19 protein-coding genes and 1 other annotated feature are annotated in these 22,034 nt (G+C 50.1%); of the genes, 18 read left to right on the top strand and 1 reads right to left on the bottom strand.

Annotated features, from left to right (window positions below; genetic code table 11):
- Window positions 1-7 precede the first annotated feature (7 nt).
- The 5 genes from MUB35_RS10855 to MUB35_RS10835 all read left to right on the top strand — a co-directional run bounded on the left by MUB35_RS10855 (window position 8) and on the right by MUB35_RS10835 (window position 6,345).
- Window positions 8-1,030 (top strand): DUF7309 domain-containing protein, encoded by a 1,023-nt coding sequence (locus tag MUB35_RS10855; RefSeq protein ID WP_244806195.1) that lies wholly within the window; start codon window positions 8-10, stop codon window positions 1,028-1,030.
- 201 nt (window positions 1,031-1,231) lie between these two features.
- A complete protein-coding gene (locus tag MUB35_RS10850; protein WP_033142561.1) occupies window positions 1,232-2,338 on the top strand; it encodes a GntR family transcriptional regulator in 1,107 nt (368 codons plus the stop codon).
- Between the two features lie 12 nt (window positions 2,339-2,350).
- Complete coding sequence (locus MUB35_RS10845; protein ID WP_244806194.1) at window positions 2,351-4,021, top strand: ribulokinase; 1,671 nt, start codon at window positions 2,351-2,353, stop codon at window positions 4,019-4,021.
- Between the two features lie 3 nt (window positions 4,022-4,024).
- Complete coding sequence (locus MUB35_RS10840; RefSeq protein ID WP_033142563.1) at window positions 4,025-4,714, top strand: L-ribulose-5-phosphate 4-epimerase; 690 nt, start codon at window positions 4,025-4,027, stop codon at window positions 4,712-4,714.
- A 23-nt stretch (window positions 4,715-4,737) separates the two neighbouring features.
- Window positions 4,738-6,345 (top strand): xylulokinase, encoded by a 1,608-nt coding sequence (locus tag MUB35_RS10835; protein WP_244806193.1) that lies wholly within the window; start codon window positions 4,738-4,740, stop codon window positions 6,343-6,345.
- Between the two features lie 76 nt (window positions 6,346-6,421).
- Here MUB35_RS10835 and MUB35_RS10830 read toward each other — a convergent pair whose 3' ends face one another.
- Window positions 6,422-6,892: a DUF1648 domain-containing protein gene (locus MUB35_RS10830; protein ID WP_227210624.1), complete on the bottom strand. Its 471-nt coding sequence runs from the start codon at window positions 6,890-6,892 to the stop codon at window positions 6,422-6,424.
- 186 nt (window positions 6,893-7,078) lie between these two features.
- Between MUB35_RS10830 and MUB35_RS10825 the strand changes: the two genes are divergently transcribed.
- The 13 genes from MUB35_RS10825 (at window position 7,079) to epsC (ending at window position 22,033) form a co-directional block, all read left to right on the top strand.
- The gene (locus tag MUB35_RS10825; RefSeq protein WP_244806192.1) at window positions 7,079-7,879 is read left to right on the top strand and encodes an MBL fold metallo-hydrolase; all 801 of its coding nucleotides are present in this window, start codon (window positions 7,079-7,081) and stop codon (window positions 7,877-7,879) included.
- A 236-nt stretch (window positions 7,880-8,115) separates the two neighbouring features.
- Window positions 8,116-8,403 carry a DUF2325 domain-containing protein gene (locus MUB35_RS10820; RefSeq protein ID WP_033142567.1) on the top strand — a complete coding sequence of 96 codons (288 nt, stop codon included), beginning with the start codon at window positions 8,116-8,118 and terminating at the stop codon, window positions 8,401-8,403.
- A gap of 6 nt (window positions 8,404-8,409) precedes the next feature.
- Window positions 8,410-8,961 (top strand): DUF3793 family protein, encoded by a 552-nt coding sequence (locus MUB35_RS10815; protein WP_033142568.1) that lies wholly within the window; start codon window positions 8,410-8,412, stop codon window positions 8,959-8,961.
- A gap of 41 nt (window positions 8,962-9,002) precedes the next feature.
- Window positions 9,003-9,428 (top strand): flavodoxin, encoded by a 426-nt coding sequence (locus MUB35_RS10810; protein WP_244806191.1) that lies wholly within the window; start codon window positions 9,003-9,005, stop codon window positions 9,426-9,428.
- Window positions 9,429-9,771: 343 nt separating this feature from the next.
- Window positions 9,772-10,548: a ZIP family metal transporter gene (locus MUB35_RS10805; RefSeq protein ID WP_033142570.1), complete on the top strand. Its 777-nt coding sequence runs from the start codon at window positions 9,772-9,774 to the stop codon at window positions 10,546-10,548.
- A gap of 27 nt (window positions 10,549-10,575) precedes the next feature.
- Window positions 10,576-11,604, top strand: a complete 1,029-nt coding sequence (locus MUB35_RS10800) for a DUF2804 domain-containing protein (protein WP_033142571.1) — start codon at window positions 10,576-10,578, stop codon at window positions 11,602-11,604.
- Between the two features lie 175 nt (window positions 11,605-11,779).
- A complete protein-coding gene (locus tag MUB35_RS10795; protein WP_033142572.1) occupies window positions 11,780-12,043 on the top strand; it encodes a metal-sensing transcriptional repressor in 264 nt (87 codons plus the stop codon).
- 96 nt (window positions 12,044-12,139) lie between these two features.
- On the top strand, window positions 12,140-14,737 hold the full coding sequence (locus tag MUB35_RS10790) for a heavy metal translocating P-type ATPase (RefSeq protein WP_244806190.1): 2,598 nt from the start codon (window positions 12,140-12,142) through the stop codon (window positions 14,735-14,737).
- A gap of 283 nt (window positions 14,738-15,020) precedes the next feature.
- A complete protein-coding gene (gene ispF, locus MUB35_RS10785; protein ID WP_334303725.1) occupies window positions 15,021-15,554 on the top strand; it encodes a 2-C-methyl-D-erythritol 2,4-cyclodiphosphate synthase in 534 nt (177 codons plus the stop codon).
- A gap of 26 nt (window positions 15,555-15,580) precedes the next feature.
- Window positions 15,581-17,134 (top strand): ABC-F family ATP-binding cassette domain-containing protein, encoded by a 1,554-nt coding sequence (locus MUB35_RS10780; RefSeq protein WP_054352568.1) that lies wholly within the window; start codon window positions 15,581-15,583, stop codon window positions 17,132-17,134.
- A 222-nt stretch (window positions 17,135-17,356) separates the two neighbouring features.
- A complete protein-coding gene (gene gdhA, locus MUB35_RS10775) occupies window positions 17,357-18,691 on the top strand; it encodes an NADP-specific glutamate dehydrogenase (RefSeq protein WP_033142576.1) in 1,335 nt (444 codons plus the stop codon).
- Window positions 18,692-18,942: 251 nt separating this feature from the next.
- Window positions 18,943-21,033, top strand: coding sequence for a two-component system response regulator (locus MUB35_RS10770; RefSeq protein ID WP_033142577.1), 2,091 nt, complete (start codon window positions 18,943-18,945; stop codon window positions 21,031-21,033).
- Between the two features lie 51 nt (window positions 21,034-21,084).
- Window positions 21,085-21,298: a binding site (T-box leader), on the top strand.
- Between the two features lie 63 nt (window positions 21,299-21,361).
- Window positions 21,362-22,033 (top strand): serine O-acetyltransferase EpsC, encoded by a 672-nt coding sequence (gene epsC / locus MUB35_RS10765; protein ID WP_103732416.1) that lies wholly within the window; start codon window positions 21,362-21,364, stop codon window positions 22,031-22,033.
- Window position 22,034: the final 1 nt, after the last annotated feature.

Below are 22,034 nucleotides of genomic sequence, written 5' to 3'. Positions count from 1 at the left end.
ATCGTGTATGAGAGAAGAGGCATCGCCAAAGCAGTGGGAGAAATTGTATGAGGTAACCTGTAATCTGAAGGCCCTGGAGCCGTGGAAATATTTCTGGGATACCCAGCTTGTGGCTATATTTTTAAAGGACAGTGAGGAGCCTGTTTTCGCAAGTATTATGGGATGCGGCGGAAACTGTTACGGGATCAGTGTCTACGAAGGGCTGGAGGGGCTCAGGGATTTTGATATGATCGCTTCCACGGAAGAGACCGGTCTTCCTCCCGATTATGCAATGCTGGAACAGCATTCTCTTACCTGTTATTTCGGAGACCGGGAAGAGGTTCCCCCGGACCAGAAAAAGATGATCAAAGAACTGGGATTCCGGTTTCGGGGACGTGGGGAATGGCCTTTCTTCCAATCCTGTGTGCCCCGGTTCGTGCCCTGTACGCCGGATGCCAGGGAGGTGGAGGTGCTTACGGGAACCTTTCAGAATCTATTCATGGCTGTGCGGGCCGTGATAGAGGAAAAAATCTTTGTAGACTGGGATAAGGGGGAGATACTCTTTCGGGCCTACAATGAGAAAACCGGGATGTGGAATATGTTTGCAGAGTCCATTCCCATTGTGGAGAGGGAATATCCGGTGGTTCAGCTTCAGGACGAGGTACTGAGAAGGCGCCTGAAAAAAAGGCCCAAGGTTGGGACAGAGATATCGGTTGACTTTGCCTACGTCCATGCAGGCATAGAGATGGAAGAATATGAGCGCCCCATCAGCCCTCTTCTGTTTGTTACCCTGGACCATGCATCCGGGATGGTTCTGGATATGAAGATGGTGAATCCGGAGGAATCCGAGATTGATGTTGTTCTTGATTTCTTTGTGGATTATCTGCAGAACAAGGGCAGGATGCTGCGCATCAAAGCCAGAAACCCATGGGTATTTGCCGCCATTCAGGACATCTGCAGGGAGTGCGGTATCCAATTGGTAAGAGATGAGATGGAGGAGATGGACCAGATCATCAGTGAGATCAGGGAGCATATGTTTGAACATTTTTGACTGAAATCCGCTGCCCCGGGCAGTTGTGGTCTGAAATTTGAGTCCGGTTTACCGGGCTCTTTTTAGTTTCGGCACCGGCTCCGGTTCACTCTGTGCCAAGCGGCATACTTCGCGCATGTGCAGCAAAAGGTATTTTTATACGGAAACAACTTGTGAAGAGAACCATACAAGTTGTACAATGAAAACCATAAGGAGGGGCATATGACAAACGAAAACGGAAAGACAAAATATTATGTGCTCATGGAGGAATTAAAGCAGTCCATACTGAGCGGAGAAATCAAGCCGGGGGAGAAGCTGCCCTCGGAAAATGAACTGTCTGCCCGCTATCAGATCAGCCGCCATACGGTGCGCAAGGCCCTGTCGATTCTCATAAACGAAGGCTATATCGAGGCGGAACACGGCCGCGGAACCTTCTGCTCCCAGCGCATGGGACATATGAAGAATTCAAGGAATATCGCGGTTGTTACAACCTACATATCCGACTATATTTTTCCCCGCCTGATACAGGGCATGGACAAGGTGATGACAGCCAACGGATACAGCATCATCCTGAAGAACACAGCCAACAGCCGGACCAAGGAAGAGCGTGTCCTGGAGGATATTCTGACCAAGGATATTGAGGGACTGATCATTGAACCCAGCAAGAGCCAGATTTTCTGCAGGCACATGAACTTGTATGCAATGCTGGACCAGTATGAGATCCCCTATGTATTTATCCAGGGGGTATATCCCCAGATGATGGACAGGCCCCATATCCTCATGGATGACTGCAGGGGCGGTTATCTTGTCACAAAACATCTGCTGGATCTGGGGCACAGCAGGATACTGGGTATCTTCAAGGCAGACGATTTTCAGGGAAAAGAACGGCACAAGGGGTATGTAAAAGCGCTCCAGGAGGCCGGGCTGTCCTATGATCCCGATATGGTGGTGTGGTTCCACACAGAGGACCGGAAAATGAAGCCGGCGCAGATGATAGAGATCCTTCTGAAGCAGCAGGTGGAGATGGACGCAGTTGTATGCTATAACGACCAGATCGCGCTGGAGGTCATCCGTTCCCTGCAGAAGAACGGGAAACGGGTGCCGGAAGATATTTCTGTGACAGGGTATGACAACTCCGTCATCGCGGAGGGGACCGTAGGGCTGACAACCATTGCGCATCCCCAGGAAAAGCTGGGCGAGATGGCAGCGGAGCTGCTTCTTGAGAAAATCCGTAAGGTGCCGGAGGAAAAAAGCCGGATTCCCCGTCTGATCCAGCCTGAGCTGATCGTGCGGGGCTCCACCAAAGACAGGAATACGGAGAATGGATAGGAGATAAGGCGGATGAACAGAAAATACGCAATCGGTGTGGATTACGGCACACAGTCCGGCAGGGCAGTGCTGGTGGATGTATCTGACGGAACCGTAATTGCACAGAGCACCAAAGCTTACACCCATAAAGTGATGGAGGAATACCTGCCGGACGGAACCAGACTGCCCCCGGACTGGGCTCTTCAGCATCCCCTGGATTATCTGGAGGTGCTGGATATGACCATACCTGCTGTTCTTAGGGAAAGCAGGGTGAAACCTGAGGATATCATAGGTCTGTCCATAGACTTTACCGCTTGTACTGTCATGCCGGTGGACAAGGAGGGCACCCCTCTCTGTATACAGAAGGAGTGGGAGCATGTTCCCCACGCATGGCTGAAACTGTGGAAACACCACGCGGCGCAGGAGGAGGCCAATATCTGCACCCGTATTGCGAAGGAACGGGGCGAGACATTCCTCTCACGATACGGCGGAAAGGTTTCCTCAGAATGGATGATCCCAAAGCTCATGGAAATCCTGAAAGAGGCACCGGAGGTCTATGAAGAGGCAGACCGGTTCGTGGAGGCTGCGGACTGGGTGGTCTTAAGGCTGACCGGGCAGGAAAAGCGCAGCGGATGCGCAGCCGGGTACAAGGCTTTCTGGAATAAAAAGGAGGGGTATCCTTCCCCCGCATTTTTCAAAGCACTGGATGCGCGCCTGGAGCATGTGGCCCAGGAGAAGCTTGGGGCAGAGGTCTATCCCCAGGGGGCAAAAGCCGGTGAGCTGACAAGAGAGATGGCAGAGCGCCTGGGTCTCAAAGAGGGCATGGCAGTGGGGACAGCCAATGTGGATGCCCATGTGTCTCTGCCGGCTGTGGGAATCACAGAGCCGAATAAGCTTCTGATGATCATGGGCACTTCCACCTGCGGCATTATGTGCAGCAGGGAGGAGAAAATGGTTCCCGGAATCTGCGGCGTTGTGGAGGACGGCGTTCTTCCGGGCCTCTATGGATATGAGGCTGGACAGCCCTGTGTGGGGGACCATTTTGAGTGGTTTGTGAAAAACTGTGTGCCCGCGGGATATGTCAGGGAAGCAGAACAAAGGGACATGAATATCCACGAGCTGCTCACTGAGAAGGCATCCCGGCTGAAGGTCGGAGAGAGCGGCCTGATTGCCCTGGACTGGTGGAACGGCAACCGCTCCGTTCTGGTGGACGCGGACCTGACAGGCATGATCCTGGGCCTGACACTGACCACAAAACCGGAGGAAATCTACAGGGCATTGATCGAGGCCACAGCCTACGGCATGCGCACCATTATTGATAATTTTGAGCAGGCAGGCGTACCGGTGGAGGAACTTTACGCCTGCGGAGGCATTTCCAAGAAAAATGCCATGATGATGCAGATTTATGCGGATGTGACTAACCGGGAGATTTTCATCGGTGCCTCTGACCAGTCTCCGGCCCTTGGCTCAGCCATGTTCGGCGCCGTGGCGGCAGGAAGGGAGAAGGGCGGTTATGATACCATCTTTGAAGCGGCCAAAGCCATGGGACGCGTGGAGGAGAGAACCTACAGGCCGGACCCGGAACATGCGGCAGCTTATGAAAAGCTGTATCATGAATTTAAGATCCTGCACGACTATTTCGGGCGGGGAGGCAACGATGTGATGAAGAGACTGAAAAAAATAAAAGCGGAAGCGAGGAGATAAATTATGTTGGAAGAACTGAAAAAAGCGGTATACGAGGCAAATATGCTGCTGCCAAAATACGGACTGGTAACCTTTACCTGGGGAAATGTAAGCCAGATTGACCGCAGTACCGGCTATTTTGCCATCAAACCAAGCGGTGTGGATTATGATAAACTGACACCGGAAGACATGGTGATCATGGATTTAAACGGTAACAAAATTGAGGGGAAATATAATCCATCCTCCGATACACCCACACATGTTGAGCTGTACAAGGCATTTCCAAACATCGGCGGAATCGTACATACACATTCTTCCTGGGCCACAAGCTGGGCACAGGCGGGAAGAGGCATTCCCTGCTACGGCACCACCCATGCAGACTATATGTATGGGGAGATTCCCTGCGTCAGATGCCTGACAAAAGAGGAGATTGACGGGGCGTATGAGAAGAACACGGGCCTTCTCATTGCGGAATATTTCCAGGACAGGGACTATGAAGCGGTTCCTGCAGTCCTGTGCAAGAACCATGGACCCTTTACCTGGGGCAAAGACGGACACGAAGCAGTCCACAATGCAGTCGTTCTGGAGGAAGTTGCCAAGATGGCAGCCCGCTGCGAGACCATCAACCCGCAGGTACAGCCGGCTCCCCAGGAACTGCAGGACAAGCATTATTACAGAAAACACGGTGCAAATGCCTACTACGGACAGAAATAAAAATATATCGGAGGTAAGATTTCATGGGTTTTGATTTGGAAAAGGCAAAAAGTGTAATTGAAAGCGGCAACGCGGTTCTGGGGATTGAATTTGGTTCTACCCGCATCAAGGCAGTGCTGATCGGCGAAGACAACGCCCCCATCGCATCCGGAAGCCATGACTGGGAAAACCGTCTGGAAAATAATATCTGGACCTACACCCTGGAGGACATCTGGAAAGGACTGCAGGACAGCTATGCCAAAATGGCGGAGGATGTAAAGGAAAAATACGGCGCTGTCATCACAAAACTGGGCGCTGTGGGTTTCAGTGCCATGATGCACGGCTATATGGTATTTGACGAGAAGGATGAACTGCTGGTACCGTTCCGTACATGGAGAAACACCATGACGGAGGAAGCTTCGGATAAGCTGACAGAAGTATTTAATTTTAATATTCCCCAGAGGTGGAGTATTGCCCATCTGTACCAGGCTGTCCTGAACCAGGAGGAGCATGTGGCAAAAATCAAATTCCAGACAACACTGGCCGGATACATCCACTGGAAAATGACCGGACAGAAGGTGCTGGGCGTAGGCGAGGCCTCCGGTATGTTCCCTATTGACATGAACACAGGAGATTTTAATGCCCGCATGATAGAGCAGTTTGACGCCCTTGTCGCTGATAAAAAATATCCCTGGAAACTGAGAGAGATCCTTCCGAAAGTATTAAGTGCAGGCCAGGATGCCGGTGCTTTGACAGAGGAGGGCGCAAAACTTCTGGATGTGAGCGGAAATCTGCAGGCAGGTATTCCGGTTTGTCCTCCGGAGGGAGATGCCGGTACCGGTATGACTGCAACGAACAGCATCGCAAAACGTACAGGTAATGTTTCTGCCGGAACATCTGTATTTGCCATGGTCGTTTTGGAAAAGGAGCTTTCCAGGGTATACAAGGAGATTGATATGGTGACAACACCTACCGGCAATCACGTGGCAATGGTGCACTGCAACAACTGCACCTCTGATCTGAATGCCTGGGTATCCCTGTTCAAGGAATTCGCAGAGGCATTCGGCGTGGAAGTGGACATGGATAAGCTGTTCAAAACCCTGTATAACAAAGCTCTTGAGGGAGATGATGACTGCGGCGGCCTGCTGGCTTACAACTATTTCTCAGGGGAGCACATCACCGGATTTGAGGAGGGACGTCCCCTCTTTGCCCGTATGCCGGAGAGCAGATTCAATCTGGCTAACTTTATGAGAGTACACCTGTTCACAGCCCTTGGCGCTTTGAAGACAGGTCTTGATATTCTGTTAAAAGATGAAGGCGTGAAACTGGACAAGATTCTGGGTCACGGCGGTCTGTTCAAGACGAAGGGCGTGGGACAGAAGATCATGGCAGGAGCCATTGACGTTCCGGTGTCTGTTATGGAGACTGCAGGAGAAGGCGGAGCCTGGGGAATTGCCCTGCTGGCTTCCTATATGGTCCACAAAGAGGAGAATGAAACTCTGGATGAGTATCTGACCAATAAAGTATTTGCAGGAGAGACGGGAAGCGAGATGGCTCCCGACCCGGCAGATGTGGCCGGATTTGATAAATTTATCAAACGGTATCAGAAAGGACTGGCTATTGAGAGGGCGGCTGTTGATGCTATGAGATAAGTGATAAGAGGCACACAGATGCAGTAAGATGCGTTTGTGTGCCTCTTTTATGCGCGTTTTGGCAGGGAAGAAGAAGCTATTTAAAATGTACGGCTCTCCGGAGAAAGAAAACCATAGTGCCTGCAAGATAGAGCATCGATACAGGCAGGAACCACGCCCCTATATCGCGGCAGAATACGGTGCAGTAATTTATATAGAAGAAGATAAAACAGACACCGAACTTTTCGGAGACAAGCATACTTTTTACATTTCCATAGATCCATCCGATGTTCTCAGGCGTCACATGACCGGGCACATTCCAGAGTTCGGGAAATTTTTCCACAAATATCATCAGCAGATAGATCAAAATACTTATGACCGGCAGAAGGATCACAGACCCTTTGGAACCGTAGGCATCCGCCTGTCCACTCAATCCAAAATGGGTGGGAATCTCATCAGGCAAATGATTCCAGCGCAGAATAAGACATAAGATCTGTCCGGCCAGAAGCAGGAAGGACAATATGCTTAAAATACGCTGGTAAAGTGTAACCGGTAATTTGATTTTCATGAAACAGCCCCCTTCACAGCTACTTTTACTGTTACTATAGAGAATCGAAATCAAAGAGTCAAGAGAGACATCATAAGAGACAGAAATGAGAGGATAAAAGAAAAAAGCAGAGAAAGAAATTGATTTTCTTCGGAAAACTGTCTATGATATTTAAGGATACATTGTTTTTACAAAGGGAGGTTACATATGAAACTTACAATGCTGGGCACCGGTCATGCTACGGTGACAAAATGCTACAATACCTGTTTTGCCCTTACTGAGGGAAACCGGCACTTTCTGGTAGATGCAGGAGGCGGTAACGGAATTCTGGAAAGACTGAAAGCGGCAGAGATTCCGGTTACAGATATACATGATATTTTTGTAACCCATGAACACGTGGACCATCTTCTGGGAGTTGTGTGGATGATACGCATGATCGGCACAGCCATAGAGCAGGGAAAGTATGAGGGAGAACTGCGGATCTACTGTCATGAGGACTTGAAGCGGATTCTCACCACCATCACGGAAATGACCATACAGAAGAAAGTAACCAGGCATCTGGGAGAACGCATCCGTTTTGTCACAGTGGAACACGGAAGCCGGGCAGAGATTCTGGGATGCGAGACTGTATTTTTTGATATTTTTTCCACCAAGGCAAAACAATTCGGATTCACTCTGAAAGCAAAAGAGGGTATCAGACTGACCTGCGCCGGAGATGAACCTTATAACGAAAAAGATGAGGAATTTATAAAAGGCAGCGACTGGCTCATGCATGAGGCGTTTTGCCTCTACGCACAGAGGGATATTTTCAAACCTTATGAAAAACACCACAGCACGGCAAAAGACGCCTGCATAACCGCCCGGGAACTGGAGGTGCCGAATCTCATCCTGTACCACACGGAGGACAGAAACCTGGCTGACAGAAAACGCCTCTATACAGAGGAGGGCAGGGAATACTACAGCGGAAATCTTTTCGTACCGGAAGATCTGGAGACATTTGAAATTTAGGCGGTTATGCACAGGCGGGCAGTGGCGGATACAAGACGGCAATCTTTTTCACAAATCTTCTTGACACACGCTATGAAACTGTGTATAGTATATGACATGAGTTAGCTGTGGCTAACTAAAAGAAACACTACTCCACATAAACATACACAACCCAATCAGCGGATGTACGCAGTTGCATCCGCTCTAATAAAAACTATGAGTTAGATACAACTAACTGAAAAAAGGAGAATTTGCCCATGAGTATTGTCATTGTAGGCGGAAATGAGAGAATGGTCTGTCAGTATGAAACTATCTGTAAGTGCCATGGCTGTAAGGCCAAGGTTTTTGCCAAGGAAAAAGGCGCCCTGAAGAAAAAACTGGGCTGTCCGGATTTGATGATCCTGTTCACCAACACGGTTTCCCATAAAATGGTGGTGAGCGCTCTTCAGGAGGCAAAGAAGAATCAGATTCCGGTGGCCAGGGTGCACACGAGCAGTGCCGCGGCCCTGCACAATGTCTTAGAAGAATATGCAGGAAAGGAATAAAACCATATGCTGGAACGTTATCTGGTAGAACATTGTTCACCGACGCTGGCATCCATCAAGACGGCAAATCTTTTTAATATGCCTTATGCTTCCTGGAAGGAGCTGGATGGCCAGCTTGAAAGCCTGAAACAACAGTTTGCCGAGAAAGGAATCTCCCTTTCCGTGGTGAGAAAACGGGAAGGGACAGCGCTGATTTACGTCTACAGAAGGCAGAAGCTGAAAGAAGATCTGACAAAACCCGGTGTGGCAGAATTTTTACAAACATACGGATATGAGAATACTGACGTTGACCAGGCAATTGAACGGCTGCACATACGGCTTGAGAAAGGTGGGAACTTCCCTCACGAGATAGGCCTGTTTTTGGGATATCCCTTAGGCGATGTGAAAGGATTTATTGAAAACGCCGGGAAAAACAGCAAATGTGCAGGCTGCTGGAAAGTGTACTGCAACGAGTGTGAGACCATGAAGCTGTTTGAGAGATTCCGGAAATGCAGGGAAATCTATCTCAGGCTGTGGCAGCAGGGAAAACCTGTCTGGAAACTGGCAGTGGCGGCATAAAAAGCTTCTGCCCAAGATGATGCGATATGGAGGATATTATCATGAGTAAAATAGCAGTTGTATACTGGAGCGGAACCGGAAATACCGAGAGGATGGCTGAGGCGGTGACAGAAGGTGCAAAAGAAGCAGGGGCGGAGGCCTTTTCTTTCACTCCTGAAACATTCAGTGCAGAGAAAATGGATGAATTTGACGCAGTGGCCTTCGGATGCCCGTCCATGGGAGATGAGGAGCTTGAGGATACAGAATTTGAACCTTTATTTACGGACTGTGAACCAAAGCTGAAAGGCAGGAAAATCGCTTTGTTTGGCTCTTACGGCTGGGGTGATGGAGAATGGATGCGCACCTGGGAGGAAAAATGCAGAAAGGACGGCGCAGAGCTTGTCTGCGACAGCGTGATCTGCAGCGAGGAACCCGGTGATGATGAAAAAGAAGCCTGCAGAAAACTGGGGAAATCATTGGCTTCATAATTTAAAGGTTACATATTTCAAAGGTTACAGACGCAGACCCTGTAAAAGAGAACGGCCGCACAGCTGTTTCTTTACAGGGTCTTTTTCTGTAAAGAATGTTCCGCCTGCCCGGCTGCCCGGGTGTTTTTATGCTTTTGGCCTGAAAGCACCTGACGGGACAGCGGCGTGCGAACCGTTAGGAAAGGAATGGAAGCTAACAGAAAACTTAACAAAATTAGTGCAAATTAGTCTGGATTATGCTACAATAATTTTAACATTTGCCGGTATCCTATAAACCGCAGAACAGAGCTGCGTAAACAGACATCGGCAAATCTACGAATAAAAGAAAAGCAGGTGATAAAATATGAATACATTTCTGGGAATCTTAATTCCCTTTGCCGGAACTACACTGGGAGCTGCCTGTGTGTTCTTCCTGAAAAATGAGATCAAACCCCTGGTGCAGAAAATGCTTCTGGGATTTGCGTCAGGTGTTATGATAGCCGCTTCCGTGTGGTCGCTGCTCATTCCCTCCATGGATATGTCGGAGCATATGGGAAAACTGGCTTTCATACCGGCGGCTGTAGGCTTTGGACTCGGAATTTTGTTTCTGCTTGCCATGGACCGCCTGATTCCCCATCTGCATCTGGGATGCAGCGAGCCGGAGGGAAAAAAATGCAGTCTGAAGAAGAATACCATGCTGGTCCTGGCAGTCACCCTTCATAATATACCGGAAGGTATGGCAGTGGGCGTGGTGTTTGCCGGTATGCTGGCGCAGAATTCAGACATCAGTATGATGGGAGCTTTTGCCCTCTCCATCGGTATAGCCATCCAGAATTTCCCGGAGGGAGCCATCATATCCCTTCCGCTGAAAAGTGAGGGAAATACCAGAGCACGGGCCTTTACCATGGGAACCCTCTCCGGAATCGTGGAGCCTATCGGAGCGCTTTTGACAATACTTCTGGCTTCCTATATCACACCGGTTCTTCCGTATCTGCTGTCTTTTGCAGCAGGTGCCATGGTATACGTGGTGGTGGAGGAGCTAATCCCTGAGGCCAGTGAGGGAGATCATTCCAATATTGCGACCATCGGATTTGCCGTTGGATTTGTAGTCATGATGATTCTGGATGTAGCACTGGGATAAAAGGACTGTGTGAAAGGGGGATTTTGTATGCAGAAAAAACTGGAACCCGGGAATCTGCTGGACGAATACGGAAATCTGGCGCAGGCCGGATATGCCCTGTCACTGGTAAAAAAATACGACAGGGATAAGATTCAGGCCAATCCTTTCCGAATTAAGGAATGGGATTACTATCTGATCCATAATTCTCATTTCGGGGTGGCTCTGACTGTGGATGACAACAGTTATATGGGGCTTATGAGCATTTCTTTTCTGGACTTTGATGCCCGGACAGAACGGACCGTGAGCCCTATGACGGTTTTCCCTATGGGAAAGACCAATCTGCCGCCGGATTCGGGATACGGGGAGACAAAATATCACGACAAAAAGTGTTATTTCTCCTTCCGTGTCGAGAAAGGCAGGCGTGTTTTGAGGGCCTGGATGAAGAACTTTGAGGACCATGAGCCGATCAGAATGAAAATCATCCTGGATAAGGAGCCGGAGGACAGCATGGTGATCGCCACTCCTTTTGAGAAGGAGAAGGCGTTCTACTACAACCAGAAGATCATCGGCATGCGGGCCAGAGGCGTAGTGGAATACAAAGGCCGCCGCCATTACCTGAACCCGGAGGACAGTTTCGGACTTCTGGACTGGGGACGCGGTGTCTGGACCTACAGCAACACCTGGTACTGGAGTGCCATGCATGGATGGATCGACGGTAAAGTGTTCGGCTTTAATCTGGGGTATGGTTTTGGTGATACCTCCGCAGCGTCTGAAAACATGCTGTTCTATGACGGTCACGCCCATAAACTGGAACAGGTCAGGTTCCATATTCCGGGGGAGAAGGAGGGCAGGGAGCAGTATCTGAAACCCTGGTACTTTACCTCCTCAGATGACAGGCTGGATCTGACCTTCACGCCGGTCCTGGACCGCAGGGCATATACCTCGGCAGGAATTATCTTAAGTGACCAGCATCAGGTGTTCGGCCATTTCGACGGTACAGCAGTTCTGGATGACGGTACTGAGCTGAAAATCCATCACATGCTGGGATTTGCGGAAAAAGTAAGAAATAAATGGTGACGAGGCAGCAGCGTGGGAACAGTAACATTAAAATAAAATACTGCCGTAGGAAAGAAAATGGAGTAAAAGTGTTGACTTTTGCTCCGTTTTTTGTTATTGTATTTTTGAAAGAGATAACACCCCCCAGGGGTGTAGTGGTAAAATGGAAGTCCACATAGGGAAAGGAGCTGTGCAAATGCAGGCAGATAAAGCGAAGATCAGCCGTCTTCTGAAAACAGCCCGGGGGCAGATAGACGGGATTCTGAAGATGGTGGAGGAAGACAGGTACTGTATTGACATTTCCCAGCAGCTCATGGCAACAGAAGCCATTCTGAACAAAGCGAACAAGGAGATCCTCACAGCCCATCTGAAAAACTGTATTCGAAATGCAGACACTGATGAGGAAAGAGAAGAAAAGGTGGATGAACTGGTGACTATGCTGGGTAAAATATTAAAATAACCCATATACCGCTGCGGTTTCCGTGCAGGCCATGGTCTGCCGTGTCGGAATCCGTACAGCAGTGTAACGGGAGCACGCGGAAGGGAGCGAAATATTATGAAACAGAAATTTGACGTGACAGGCATGACCTGTTCCGCCTGCTCGTCCCGGGTAGAGAAATGTGTCAGAAAGCTGCCCGGCACGAAGGATGTCAGCGTAAACCTGCTGACAAACAGCATGCAGGTGGATTTCGATGAGTCCGCCCTGTCTGTGCAGGATATAGAAAATGCGGTGGAACACGCGGGCTACGGCGCCGCTGCCGCAGGAGATCACAAGGCAGCAGAAAAGACCCGAAACGTCTCCGAAACAAAGAAATCCCGGGCAGATACCGCTGAGCCGGGAGAGTCACCGGTAGAAAAACATATGCATGAGATGAAGAACCGGATGATTCTTTCCTTCCTGTTCCTGATCCCGCTTATGTATGTCTCCATGGGGCATATGGCAGGGCTGCCGCTGCCGGGATTCTTAAGCGGGCCTGAGAATGCGGTGGGATTTGCCATGACCCAGTTCCTTTTATGTCTTCCGGTGGCATATGTGAACCGGGCTTATTACACAAAGGGCTTTTCCACCTTAATGCACGGGGCGCCCAATATGGATACCCTGATCGCCATCGGCTCAACCGCGTCTTTGGTTTACGGCATCTTTGCCATATACCGCATAGGCTACGGCCTGGGCGTGCAGGATACCGCTTTGGTGAACCAGTACAGGCATGACCTTTATTTTGAGTCTGCCGTGATGATCCTGGCATTTATCAATGTTGGAAAATACCTGGAGGCCCGTTCCAAAGGAAAGACCAGCGAGGCGATCCGGAAACTGATGGATATGGCACCAAAAACGGCTGTTGTGGAACGTGACGGCCGTCAGATAGAGATTCCGGCTGAGGAGGCTGTGGCCGGCGATATCTTTATCGTAAAACCGGGCAGCAGCATTCCCGCTGACGGCATTATAATCGAGGGCAGCACCAGCGTGGATGAGGCCGCCATCACAGGGGAGAGCATTCCCGTGGAGAAGAACGTGGGAGATACCGTGATCGCAGCGACCATGAACAAGGCGGGATTTATCCGTTTCCGGGGAACAAAGGTAGGGGATGACACCACCTTTTCCCAGATCATCCGCCTGGTGGAGGAGGCCAGTTCCAGCAAAGCCCCCATTGCCAAGATTGCGGATAAGATAGCAGGTATTTTTGTGCCGGTGGTCATGGGAATCGCGCTGATCACAGCGGCTGCCTGGATCATTGCGGGGGCCACCTTTGAATTTGCGCTCTCCTGCGCCATTGCCGTGCTGGTCATCTCCTGTCCCTGCGCACTGGGACTGGCGACACCGGTTGCCATCATGGTGGGAACGGGAAAAGGCGCGGAAAACGGAATCCTTATCAAATCCGGGGAGGCACTGGAGATCACCCACAATATAAAGAGCGTGGTGCTGGATAAAACAGGCACGATCACCCAGGGCAAACCCCAGGTGACCGATATCCTTCCAAATAAACGGACAGAAGAGGAGCTCCTTCAAGTGGCGGCTGCCCTGGAAGAAAAAAGTGAACATCCCCTGGCAGAGGCAATTCTTGAAAGAGCCGGAGCACAAGGGATAAAAGCTGCCAGAGCGGAGAATTTCCTTGCCATATCAGGCCGGGGCGTGCAGGCAGAGATAAACGGAAAACTGTACTTTGCAGGTAATGAAAAGTTCGCCGGGGAAAAGGGACTTGCCACAGAGACGCAGGCGCGTGACATGGAACGCCTGGCAGAGGAGGGCAAGACACCGCTTCTGTTCTTTGACGAAAAGGAAATCCTGGGCATCATCGCCGCCGCCGATGTGGTGAAGGAGACAAGCGCCCAGGCCATCCGGGAGATGAAGAAGCTGGGCATAGAGGTCATCATGCTCACAGGGGACAATAAAAGGACTGCAGAGGCCATCAAACGGCAGCTGGATATAGATACCGTCATTGCCGAGGTACTGCCTCAGGACAAGGAACGGGAAGTGGCAAGGCTTCAGGAGGGCGGAAGGACAGTGGCCATGGTAGGCGACGGAATCAACGATGCCCCCGCGCTTGCCAGAGCTGATGTGGGAATCGCCATCGGCGCAGGTACGGACGTAGCCATTGAGAGCGCAGATATTGTGCTGATGAAGAGTGATCTTCTGGATGTGGTGACCGCCGTGGGCCTTAGTAAAGCGGTGATCCGCAATATTAAACAGAATCTGTTCTGGGCATTTTTCTATAACGCCTGCGGAATCCCGCTGGCGGCAGGACTTCTCTATCCCATGTTTGGGTTAAAGCTAAGTCCCATGTTCGGCGCGGCGGCTATGAGTCTCAGCAGCTTTTTCGTTGTGACCAATGCCCTGCGGCTCCGCTTCTTCCATGTACTGAAGAAACCCGTCAAAAAAGAACAGACAGAAACCGTCAACACAGCAAATAAAGGCAGAACACTGCCGGAAAATAAGGAGGAAACCAATATGATCACCATGAAAATCGAAGGAATGATGTGCCCGCACTGCCAGGCAGCAGTGACAAAAGCCCTGAACGCAGTGGAGGGTGTGACTAAGACAGAGGTAAGCCTGGAGGACAAAGCTGCGTATGTGGAAGCAGGCGAAGGCATATCCAGGGACGCACTGAAAAAAGCGGTTGCGGATGCAGGCTATGAAGTGACAGGAATAGAGTAGGCGTTCGGAGCATGCACACAGACTGCAGAAGGCTGAACGGCAAGAAACAGACATTTCATAAAACAGAATGAGGAAAAGAGGCAGAATATCCAAAAAAGCGGTATTCTGCCTCTTTTTGGCCATGTACAGAACGGCCTTGTCATGCAGACAGCTTATCTGTTATACTTTGCGTATGGCCGAAATCTGCGCAGACAAGCGCAGGGCCGGATAGTTACAAATCGAGCATGCGGGCAGTCTGTCCGCAGAACAGATAAAACGACGGCGAGAAAGGAGAACCACTATGATACGTGTAGGTATGGGATATGATGTACACAAACTGGTAGAGGGAAGGGATTTGATACTTGGAGGCGTGAAGATTCCCTGGGAGAAGGGACTTCTGGGGCATTCCGACGCGGATGTGCTGCTGCATGCCGTTATGGACGCACTTTTGGGCGCTGCGGCCCTTCATGATATCGGCAGGCATTTTCCGGATACGGACCCAAAATACGAGGGGGCATCCAGTATGAAACTGCTGGCGCATGTGGGGAAGCTTCTGGAGGAAAACATGTATGTGATCAATAATATTGATGCCACCATCATCGCGCAGAAGCCCAAGATGCTGCCTCATATAGATAAAATGACAGAGAACATCGCGGAGGTCCTGCATCTGGAGACAAACCAGGTAAATATAAAAGCGACCACAGAGGAGGGACTCGGCTTCACGGGAGCCGGCGAGGGAATTTCCGCCCAGGCCATCTGCGCGCTGACTGACGCAAGGGATTTGATGCCGGATGACCGCACAGGCGGCGGCTGCGGCGGATGCTGCCAGCGGCAGTAATAAACAACAGGAGAGGATCAGGAAACATGAGTATTTTAAACGTAGAACATCTGTCCCACGGCTTCGGTGACAGGGCTATTTTTCAGGACGTATCTTTCCGCCTTTTAAAAGGCGAGCATATTGGCCTTGTGGGTGCCAATGGGGAGGGAAAATCCACTTTCATGAATATCATCACCAACAAACTGATGCCCGATGAGGGTAAGATCGAGTGGGCGAAGAATGTCCGGGTTGGCTATCTGGACCAGCACACCGTGCTGGAAAAAGGCATGACCATCCGTGATGTGCTGAAATCCGCATTTGCCTGGCTTTTTGAGATGGAGGAGAATATGAATTCCATCTGCGACCGTATGGGGGACGCCTCTGAGGAGGAGCTGAACCAAATGATGGAGGAACTGGGCACCATCCAGGATATGCTCACCATGCACGATTTTTATATCATAGATTCCAAGGTGGAGGAAGTGGGAAGGGCACTGGGACTTTCAGACATCGGGCTGGACAAGGATGTGACGGATTTGAGCGGCGGACAGAGGACCAAGGTGCTTCTGGGCAAGCTGCTGCTGGAAAAACCGGACATTCTGCTGTTGGATGAGCCAACCAACTATCTGGACGAGGTGCACATTGAATGGCTGAAACGGTATCTCCAGGAATATGAGAATGCGTTCATCCTCATTTCCCATGACATCCCCTTTTTGAATCAGGTGGTGAACCTTATCTATCATATGGACAATCAGCAGCTTAACCGGTATGTGGGGGATTATGACCACTTCCAGGAGGTCTACGCAGTGAAGAAGGCCCAGCTTGAGGCGGCATACCAAAGGCAGCAGCAGGAGATCAGTGAGCTGAAGGATTTTGTTGCCCGCAATAAAGCCCGTGTGGCTACCAGAAACATGGCCATGTCCAGGCAGAAGAAGCTGGATAAGATGGATGTCATTGAGCTGGCAAAGGAAAAGCCGAAGCCGGAATTTCATTTTCTGACAGCCAGGACACCCAGCCGTTTTGTGGTGGAGACAAAAGAGCTGGTGATCGGCTACGAAGAGCCGCTGTCAAAGCCTTTGACTCTCACGGTGGAGAGGGGAGAGAAGATTGCCCTTGTGGGTGCCAACGGCATCGGCAAGACCACACTTCTTAAGAGCATTCTGGGCCTGATCCCCGCGCTGTCCGGCAAAGTACATCTGGGTGATTATCTGGAGATTGGCTATTTTGAGCAGGAGATGCCCCAGGGAAATAAACGTACCTGCATTGAGGAAATCTGGGAGGAGTTCCCTGCCTATACCCAGTATGAGGTGAGAGCAGCCCTGGCAAAATGCGGTCTGACCACCAAGCATATCGAGAGCCTGGTGCGGGTACTGAGCGGCGGGGAGCAGGCCAAGGTCCGCCTCTGCAAGATTTTGAACAGGGAGACCAACCTGCTGCTTCTGGATGAGCCTACCAACCATCTGGACGCGGATGCCAAGGCAGAATTAAAGCGCGCCCTAAAGGAATATAAAGGGACGATTCTCATGGTATGCCACGAGCCTGAGTTCTATGACGGCCTGGTTTCCAAGGTATGGGACTGCTCAGAGTGGACGACCAGAATCTGACATTTGTTTTGTATTGTCAATACGCTACAAATAAATCACTTTAAATAGAAGAAGTATATGACACTTTCACGAAAGAAAGATTCACTTTTCTTTGGAAAAGTCCGGAAAAAGTAAAATTTATGAAAAAATCTGCAGGAACTAAAAATAAAACTTGCAAAATCTGGCAACAGGTTTTATAATAACCTACATAAGTTTTACACATATCACTATAGGAGGATCGTCATGTCATACGTAGATGAGGTAATTGAATCAGTAGTTAAGAAAAATCCAGGTGAACCGGAATTCCATCAGGCTGTCAGAGAGGTCCTGGAGTCCCTGAAACCTGTTGTTGAAGCAAACGAAGAAAAGTACCGCAGAGAAGCACTGCTGGAGCGTCTGGTTGAGCCGGAGCGCGTAATCATGTTCCGTGTACCGTGGGTAGATGACAACGGCAATGTGCAGGTGAACAAAGGTTACCGCGTACAGTTCAACAGTGCCATCGGACCGTACAAGGGTGGTCTCCGTTTCCATCCGTCCGTATATCTGGGAATCATCAAGTTCCTGGGATTTGAGCAGATTTTCAAAAACTCACTCACCGGACTTCCCATCGGCGGCGGCAAAGGCGGTTCTGATTTTGATCCGAAAGGAAAATCAGACAGAGAGGTTATGGCATTCTGCCAGAGCTTCATGACAGAGCTGTACAGACACATCGGTGCAGACACTGACGTACCTGCAGGTGATATCGGTGTAGGCGCAAGAGAAATCGGCTATATGTTCGGCCAGTATAAGAGAATCCGCAACGCTTACGAAGGCGTTCTCACAGGAAAGGGCCTCACATACGGCGGTTCCCTGGTGAGAACACAGGCTACGGGATACGGTCTGTTATACCTGACAGAAGAGCTGCTGAAATTAAACGGCAAAGAGCTGGCCGGCAAGACCGTTGCCGTATCCGGCGCAGGAAATGTTGCCATTTATGCTATTGAAAAAGCATACCAGTTAGGTGCAAAACCGGTGACCTGCTCCGACTCCGCAGGCTGGATCTATGATCCCGAAGGCATTGACCTGGCAGCGTTAAAAGAGATCAAAGAAGTAAAACGTGCCCGTCTGACGGAGTACAAGAACTACAGACCGAATGCAGAATACCACGAGGGCAGAGGTGTGTGGAGCGTAAAAGTGGATGTTGCCCTTCCTTGCGCGACACAGAACGAGCTGCAGCTTGAGGATGCAAAACAGTTGGCAGCTAACGGATGCTTTGCAGTATGCGAGGGCGCCAACATGCCTACCACACTGGAAGCTACCGAATATCTGCAGGAGAACGGCATTATCTTCGCACCGGGCAAAGCTGCCAATGCAGGCGGTGTTGCCACATCCGCACTTGAGATGTCCCAGAACAGCGAGCGTCTGAGCTGGAGCTTTGAAGAAGTGGATGCAAAATTACAGGGCATCATGGTTAACATCTGCCACAACATGGTAGATGCAGCTAAGAAATACGGCCACGAGGGCAACTATGTAGTCGGTGCCAACGCAGCCGGATTTGAAAAAGTTGCAGAAGCAATGCTCGCTCAGGGCATCTGCTAAGTTTTGTGATTTGAACAGCCTTCCTTGAAAATAAAAATACAAAAATCAGCCTCTTGTAAGAAACGGGTGCAGAATCGCAGGATTTTGTACCCGTTTTTGTCCGGAAAAATCTTGTTTGCAGGCGTACTGTGAGCTATAATAAAAGATAGTGAGGACTGCAGAGAAGATGCAGGATATGATAGAAAGATTCTGCAGGGCACCAAAAGCTTTTGAGAACAGACAGGAGAAAAACGAGGAAGGGTTATAAACAGATGCAGAGAGAAAAGACCATGCTGATTGCAGATGACGTAGAATTGAACAGAGCGCTCCTGGAGAATATCTTTGATGACGAGTACAGCATTCTTCAGGCTGCAGACGGAGTGGAAGCCATGGAGATCCTTCGCAGCCAGCCGGTGGATGTTGTCCTGTTGGATATTGTCATGCCGCGCATGGACGGGTTCGAGGTCCTGAAAACCATGAAGGAGGAGGAGACACTTTCGGGTATTCCGGTCATCATGGCAACTTCAGAGAAGGAAAATTCGGAGGAGCGGGCCCTGCTGCTTGGGGCGGACGATTTTATCAACAAGCCGTACCGGGCCATGGTGGTAAAAAAGCGTGTAGAAAATATTGTGGTTAAGCATATTCTGGAGCGGAAACGGCTGGAAAATGCCCTTTTTGAGACCAGGAATGAATTGAACTCCCTGATCGACTCTGTCCCGGGCGGCATTGGTGTCTGGAAGGTGACGGATAAGGTGCAGGTGGAGTATTTTAATGACGGATTCTGCCGGCAGTTCGGCTATGACAGGGAGGAGTTCCAGGAGAAATTCAGCAGTGATCTGACTGCTCTGTGGGTTGGCGGCGATACAGAATATATTCTTAACCGGCTGCGGGAAAACAAGGACAGTAATGACAGGATCTCCCTGGTCCATCAGGTGAGAAGAAAGGACAAAAGCCTTCGGTGGTTCAGTCTGAATGCCCTGAAATACAAGGTGGAGGACGGGGTACCTGTCTTCCGCATCGTGAATATCGACGTGACGGAGAGCAGGGAGAATGAACTTCTCATTGAGCAGAAGAATGAGGAGCTCAGGTACCTGCTGGATCATGATGCCCTCACAGGCCTTTATAACCGCTCCACTTTCTGTCGGAAGACCGCGGATTTCCTGAGACAGAATCCTGAGGGGACCTACAATATGGTGCAGTTTGATATTGAGCGCTTTAAGGTGATCAACGAGCTTTACGGCAATTTTATGGGAGACAGGATACTGCTTCTGATTGCCGAGGGGCTTCAGAAATGCCTGAAAAGTAAGGGGACCTACGGAAGACTGGAGGCAGACCATTTTGCCGTATGCCTTCCGGCAGGGACAGAGGAGCTGCAGCAGGTGCGGGACCAGATGGAGAAAAGCCTGGCGTCTGTGAAGATAGAGCAGAAGATCAATCTCTATTACGGGGTTTACACCATAGAGGACAGGGGCATGTCCGTGGATCTCATGTGTGACAGGGCAAACCTGGCCCTGCGTACAGTCAAAGGAAATTCAAACCGTGCTTACGCAGTGTATAATGACGAGCTCCATCAGGTCGTTTTAAGTGAGCAGCAGCTTACCAACTCCATGGAGGAGGCACTTCTCCAGAGACAGTTTGAGGTTTATTACCAGCCGGTTGTGGACCTGAACACAGGAGATGTGGTGAGCGCTGAGGCGCTGGTGCGGTGGAACCATCCGGAAAAGGGTATGGTGTCGCCCGGATTTTTCATTCCGTTTTTTGAGCATAATGGCTTTATCATCAAGCTGGACGCCTACATCAGGGAGGAAGTCTGCAGGAATATGATGGAGCTCAGGCGCCGCGGCTTAAGAAACATTCCGGTGTCTGTAAATGTATCCAGGCTGGAGTTCTATGATCCCAATCTCTGCAGAAGCATCATAGACCTGACAGAAAGGTACCGGCTGGAGCCGCAGATGATGCGGCTGGAGATCACGGAGAGTGCCTATACGGACAATCCCCAGCAGCTTTTGGCTGCTATGAAAGAACTGCAGAACTATGGGTTCCAGGTGCTGATGGATGATTTCGGAAGCGGATATTCCTCTCTGAACATGCTGAAGGATGTGCCTGTGGATATCCTGAAAATGGACATGAAATTCCTGGAAGACCAGGGAATCTCCGGTAGAGGCCCTGAGATCCTGGCCTCCCTGGTACGCATGGCAAAAAAACTGGGCATGCGCACCATTGCAGAGGGTATCGAGACGAAGGAACAGGGAGATTTTCTGCGCTCTGTGGGATGTGAATACGGACAGGGCTATTACTATGCAAGACCTATGCCGGCAGATTCCTTTACCAGTCTGCTGATGGCAAGAGAAAACGTAAAGTGAAAAAATCCATTGACAAACAGTCCATTTATGCATAAACTAGAGAAAGATATGGAAAAAGCTGTGAACGGAAAGAGTAACCTGGGAATTTTTACAGAGAAGGACAGTCACCGGCTGAGAGCTGCCCGAAAAGGAAAAGGTGAAAGTGCATCCGGGAGCTGACCAGCCTGTCATACGGGAAGGTCCGTGTACCTGCGTTAAAGGTGTGAGCGGGGGACTGATGTCCTCAAATAGAGTGGAACCGCGGAGTGATTTCTTCGTCTCTATATGGCAGTAACAGCCATATAGAGACGTTTTTTATTCCATATTTACCATAGAAAGGAAATAAACCATGGGATTTGTCAAACATATAAAAGAAGAATTTCAGGTTATCCGGGAAAGGGACCCGGCCATCAAAACGCCGCTGGAAGTCCTTCTGTATCCCAGTTTCCGGGTCATGATCCAGTATAGAAGGGCGCATAAGCTCTATGAAAAAGGCCACTATTTCCTTGCCAGATGGATTTCCCAGAGGGCAGCCAGAAAAACAGGTATTGAAATCCATCCCGGGGCAAAAATAGGAAAGGGACTGTTTATTGACCACGGCACCGGTGTTATCATCGGTGAGACAACAGTCATAGGCAACAATGTGACGCTTTACCAGGGCGTGACCCTGGGCGGTACCGGCAAAGAGACCGGCAAGCGCCATCCCACCCTGAAGGACAATGTGATGGTAAGTGCCGGGGCGAAAATACTGGGCTCCTTCACCATTGGGGAAAATTCCAAAATCGGTGCGGGAAGCGTAGTGCTGGAGGAGATTCCTCCCAACTGTACCGTAGTCGGTGTTCCGGGCCGTATTGTGAAGCGGGAGAACCAGAAAGTGCCAAGAAGTGATATGGACCAGGTTCATCTGCCTGACCCGGTACTGGAGGATATCAGAAAACTGCAGAGTGAGAATGAACACCTGAAGTCAAAGCTGCAGAAGCTGGAATACGAACTTCAGGAATTAATAGAAGAAAAGGAGTAGA

The organism is Blautia sp. NSJ-175, from assembly GCF_022867815.1.
Taxonomy (GTDB): Bacteria; Bacillota; Clostridia; order Lachnospirales; family Lachnospiraceae; genus Blautia; species Blautia celeris.
The sequence above is the reverse complement of the archived record's forward strand: the minus strand, read 5'-3'. Positions and strand labels throughout refer to the sequence as shown.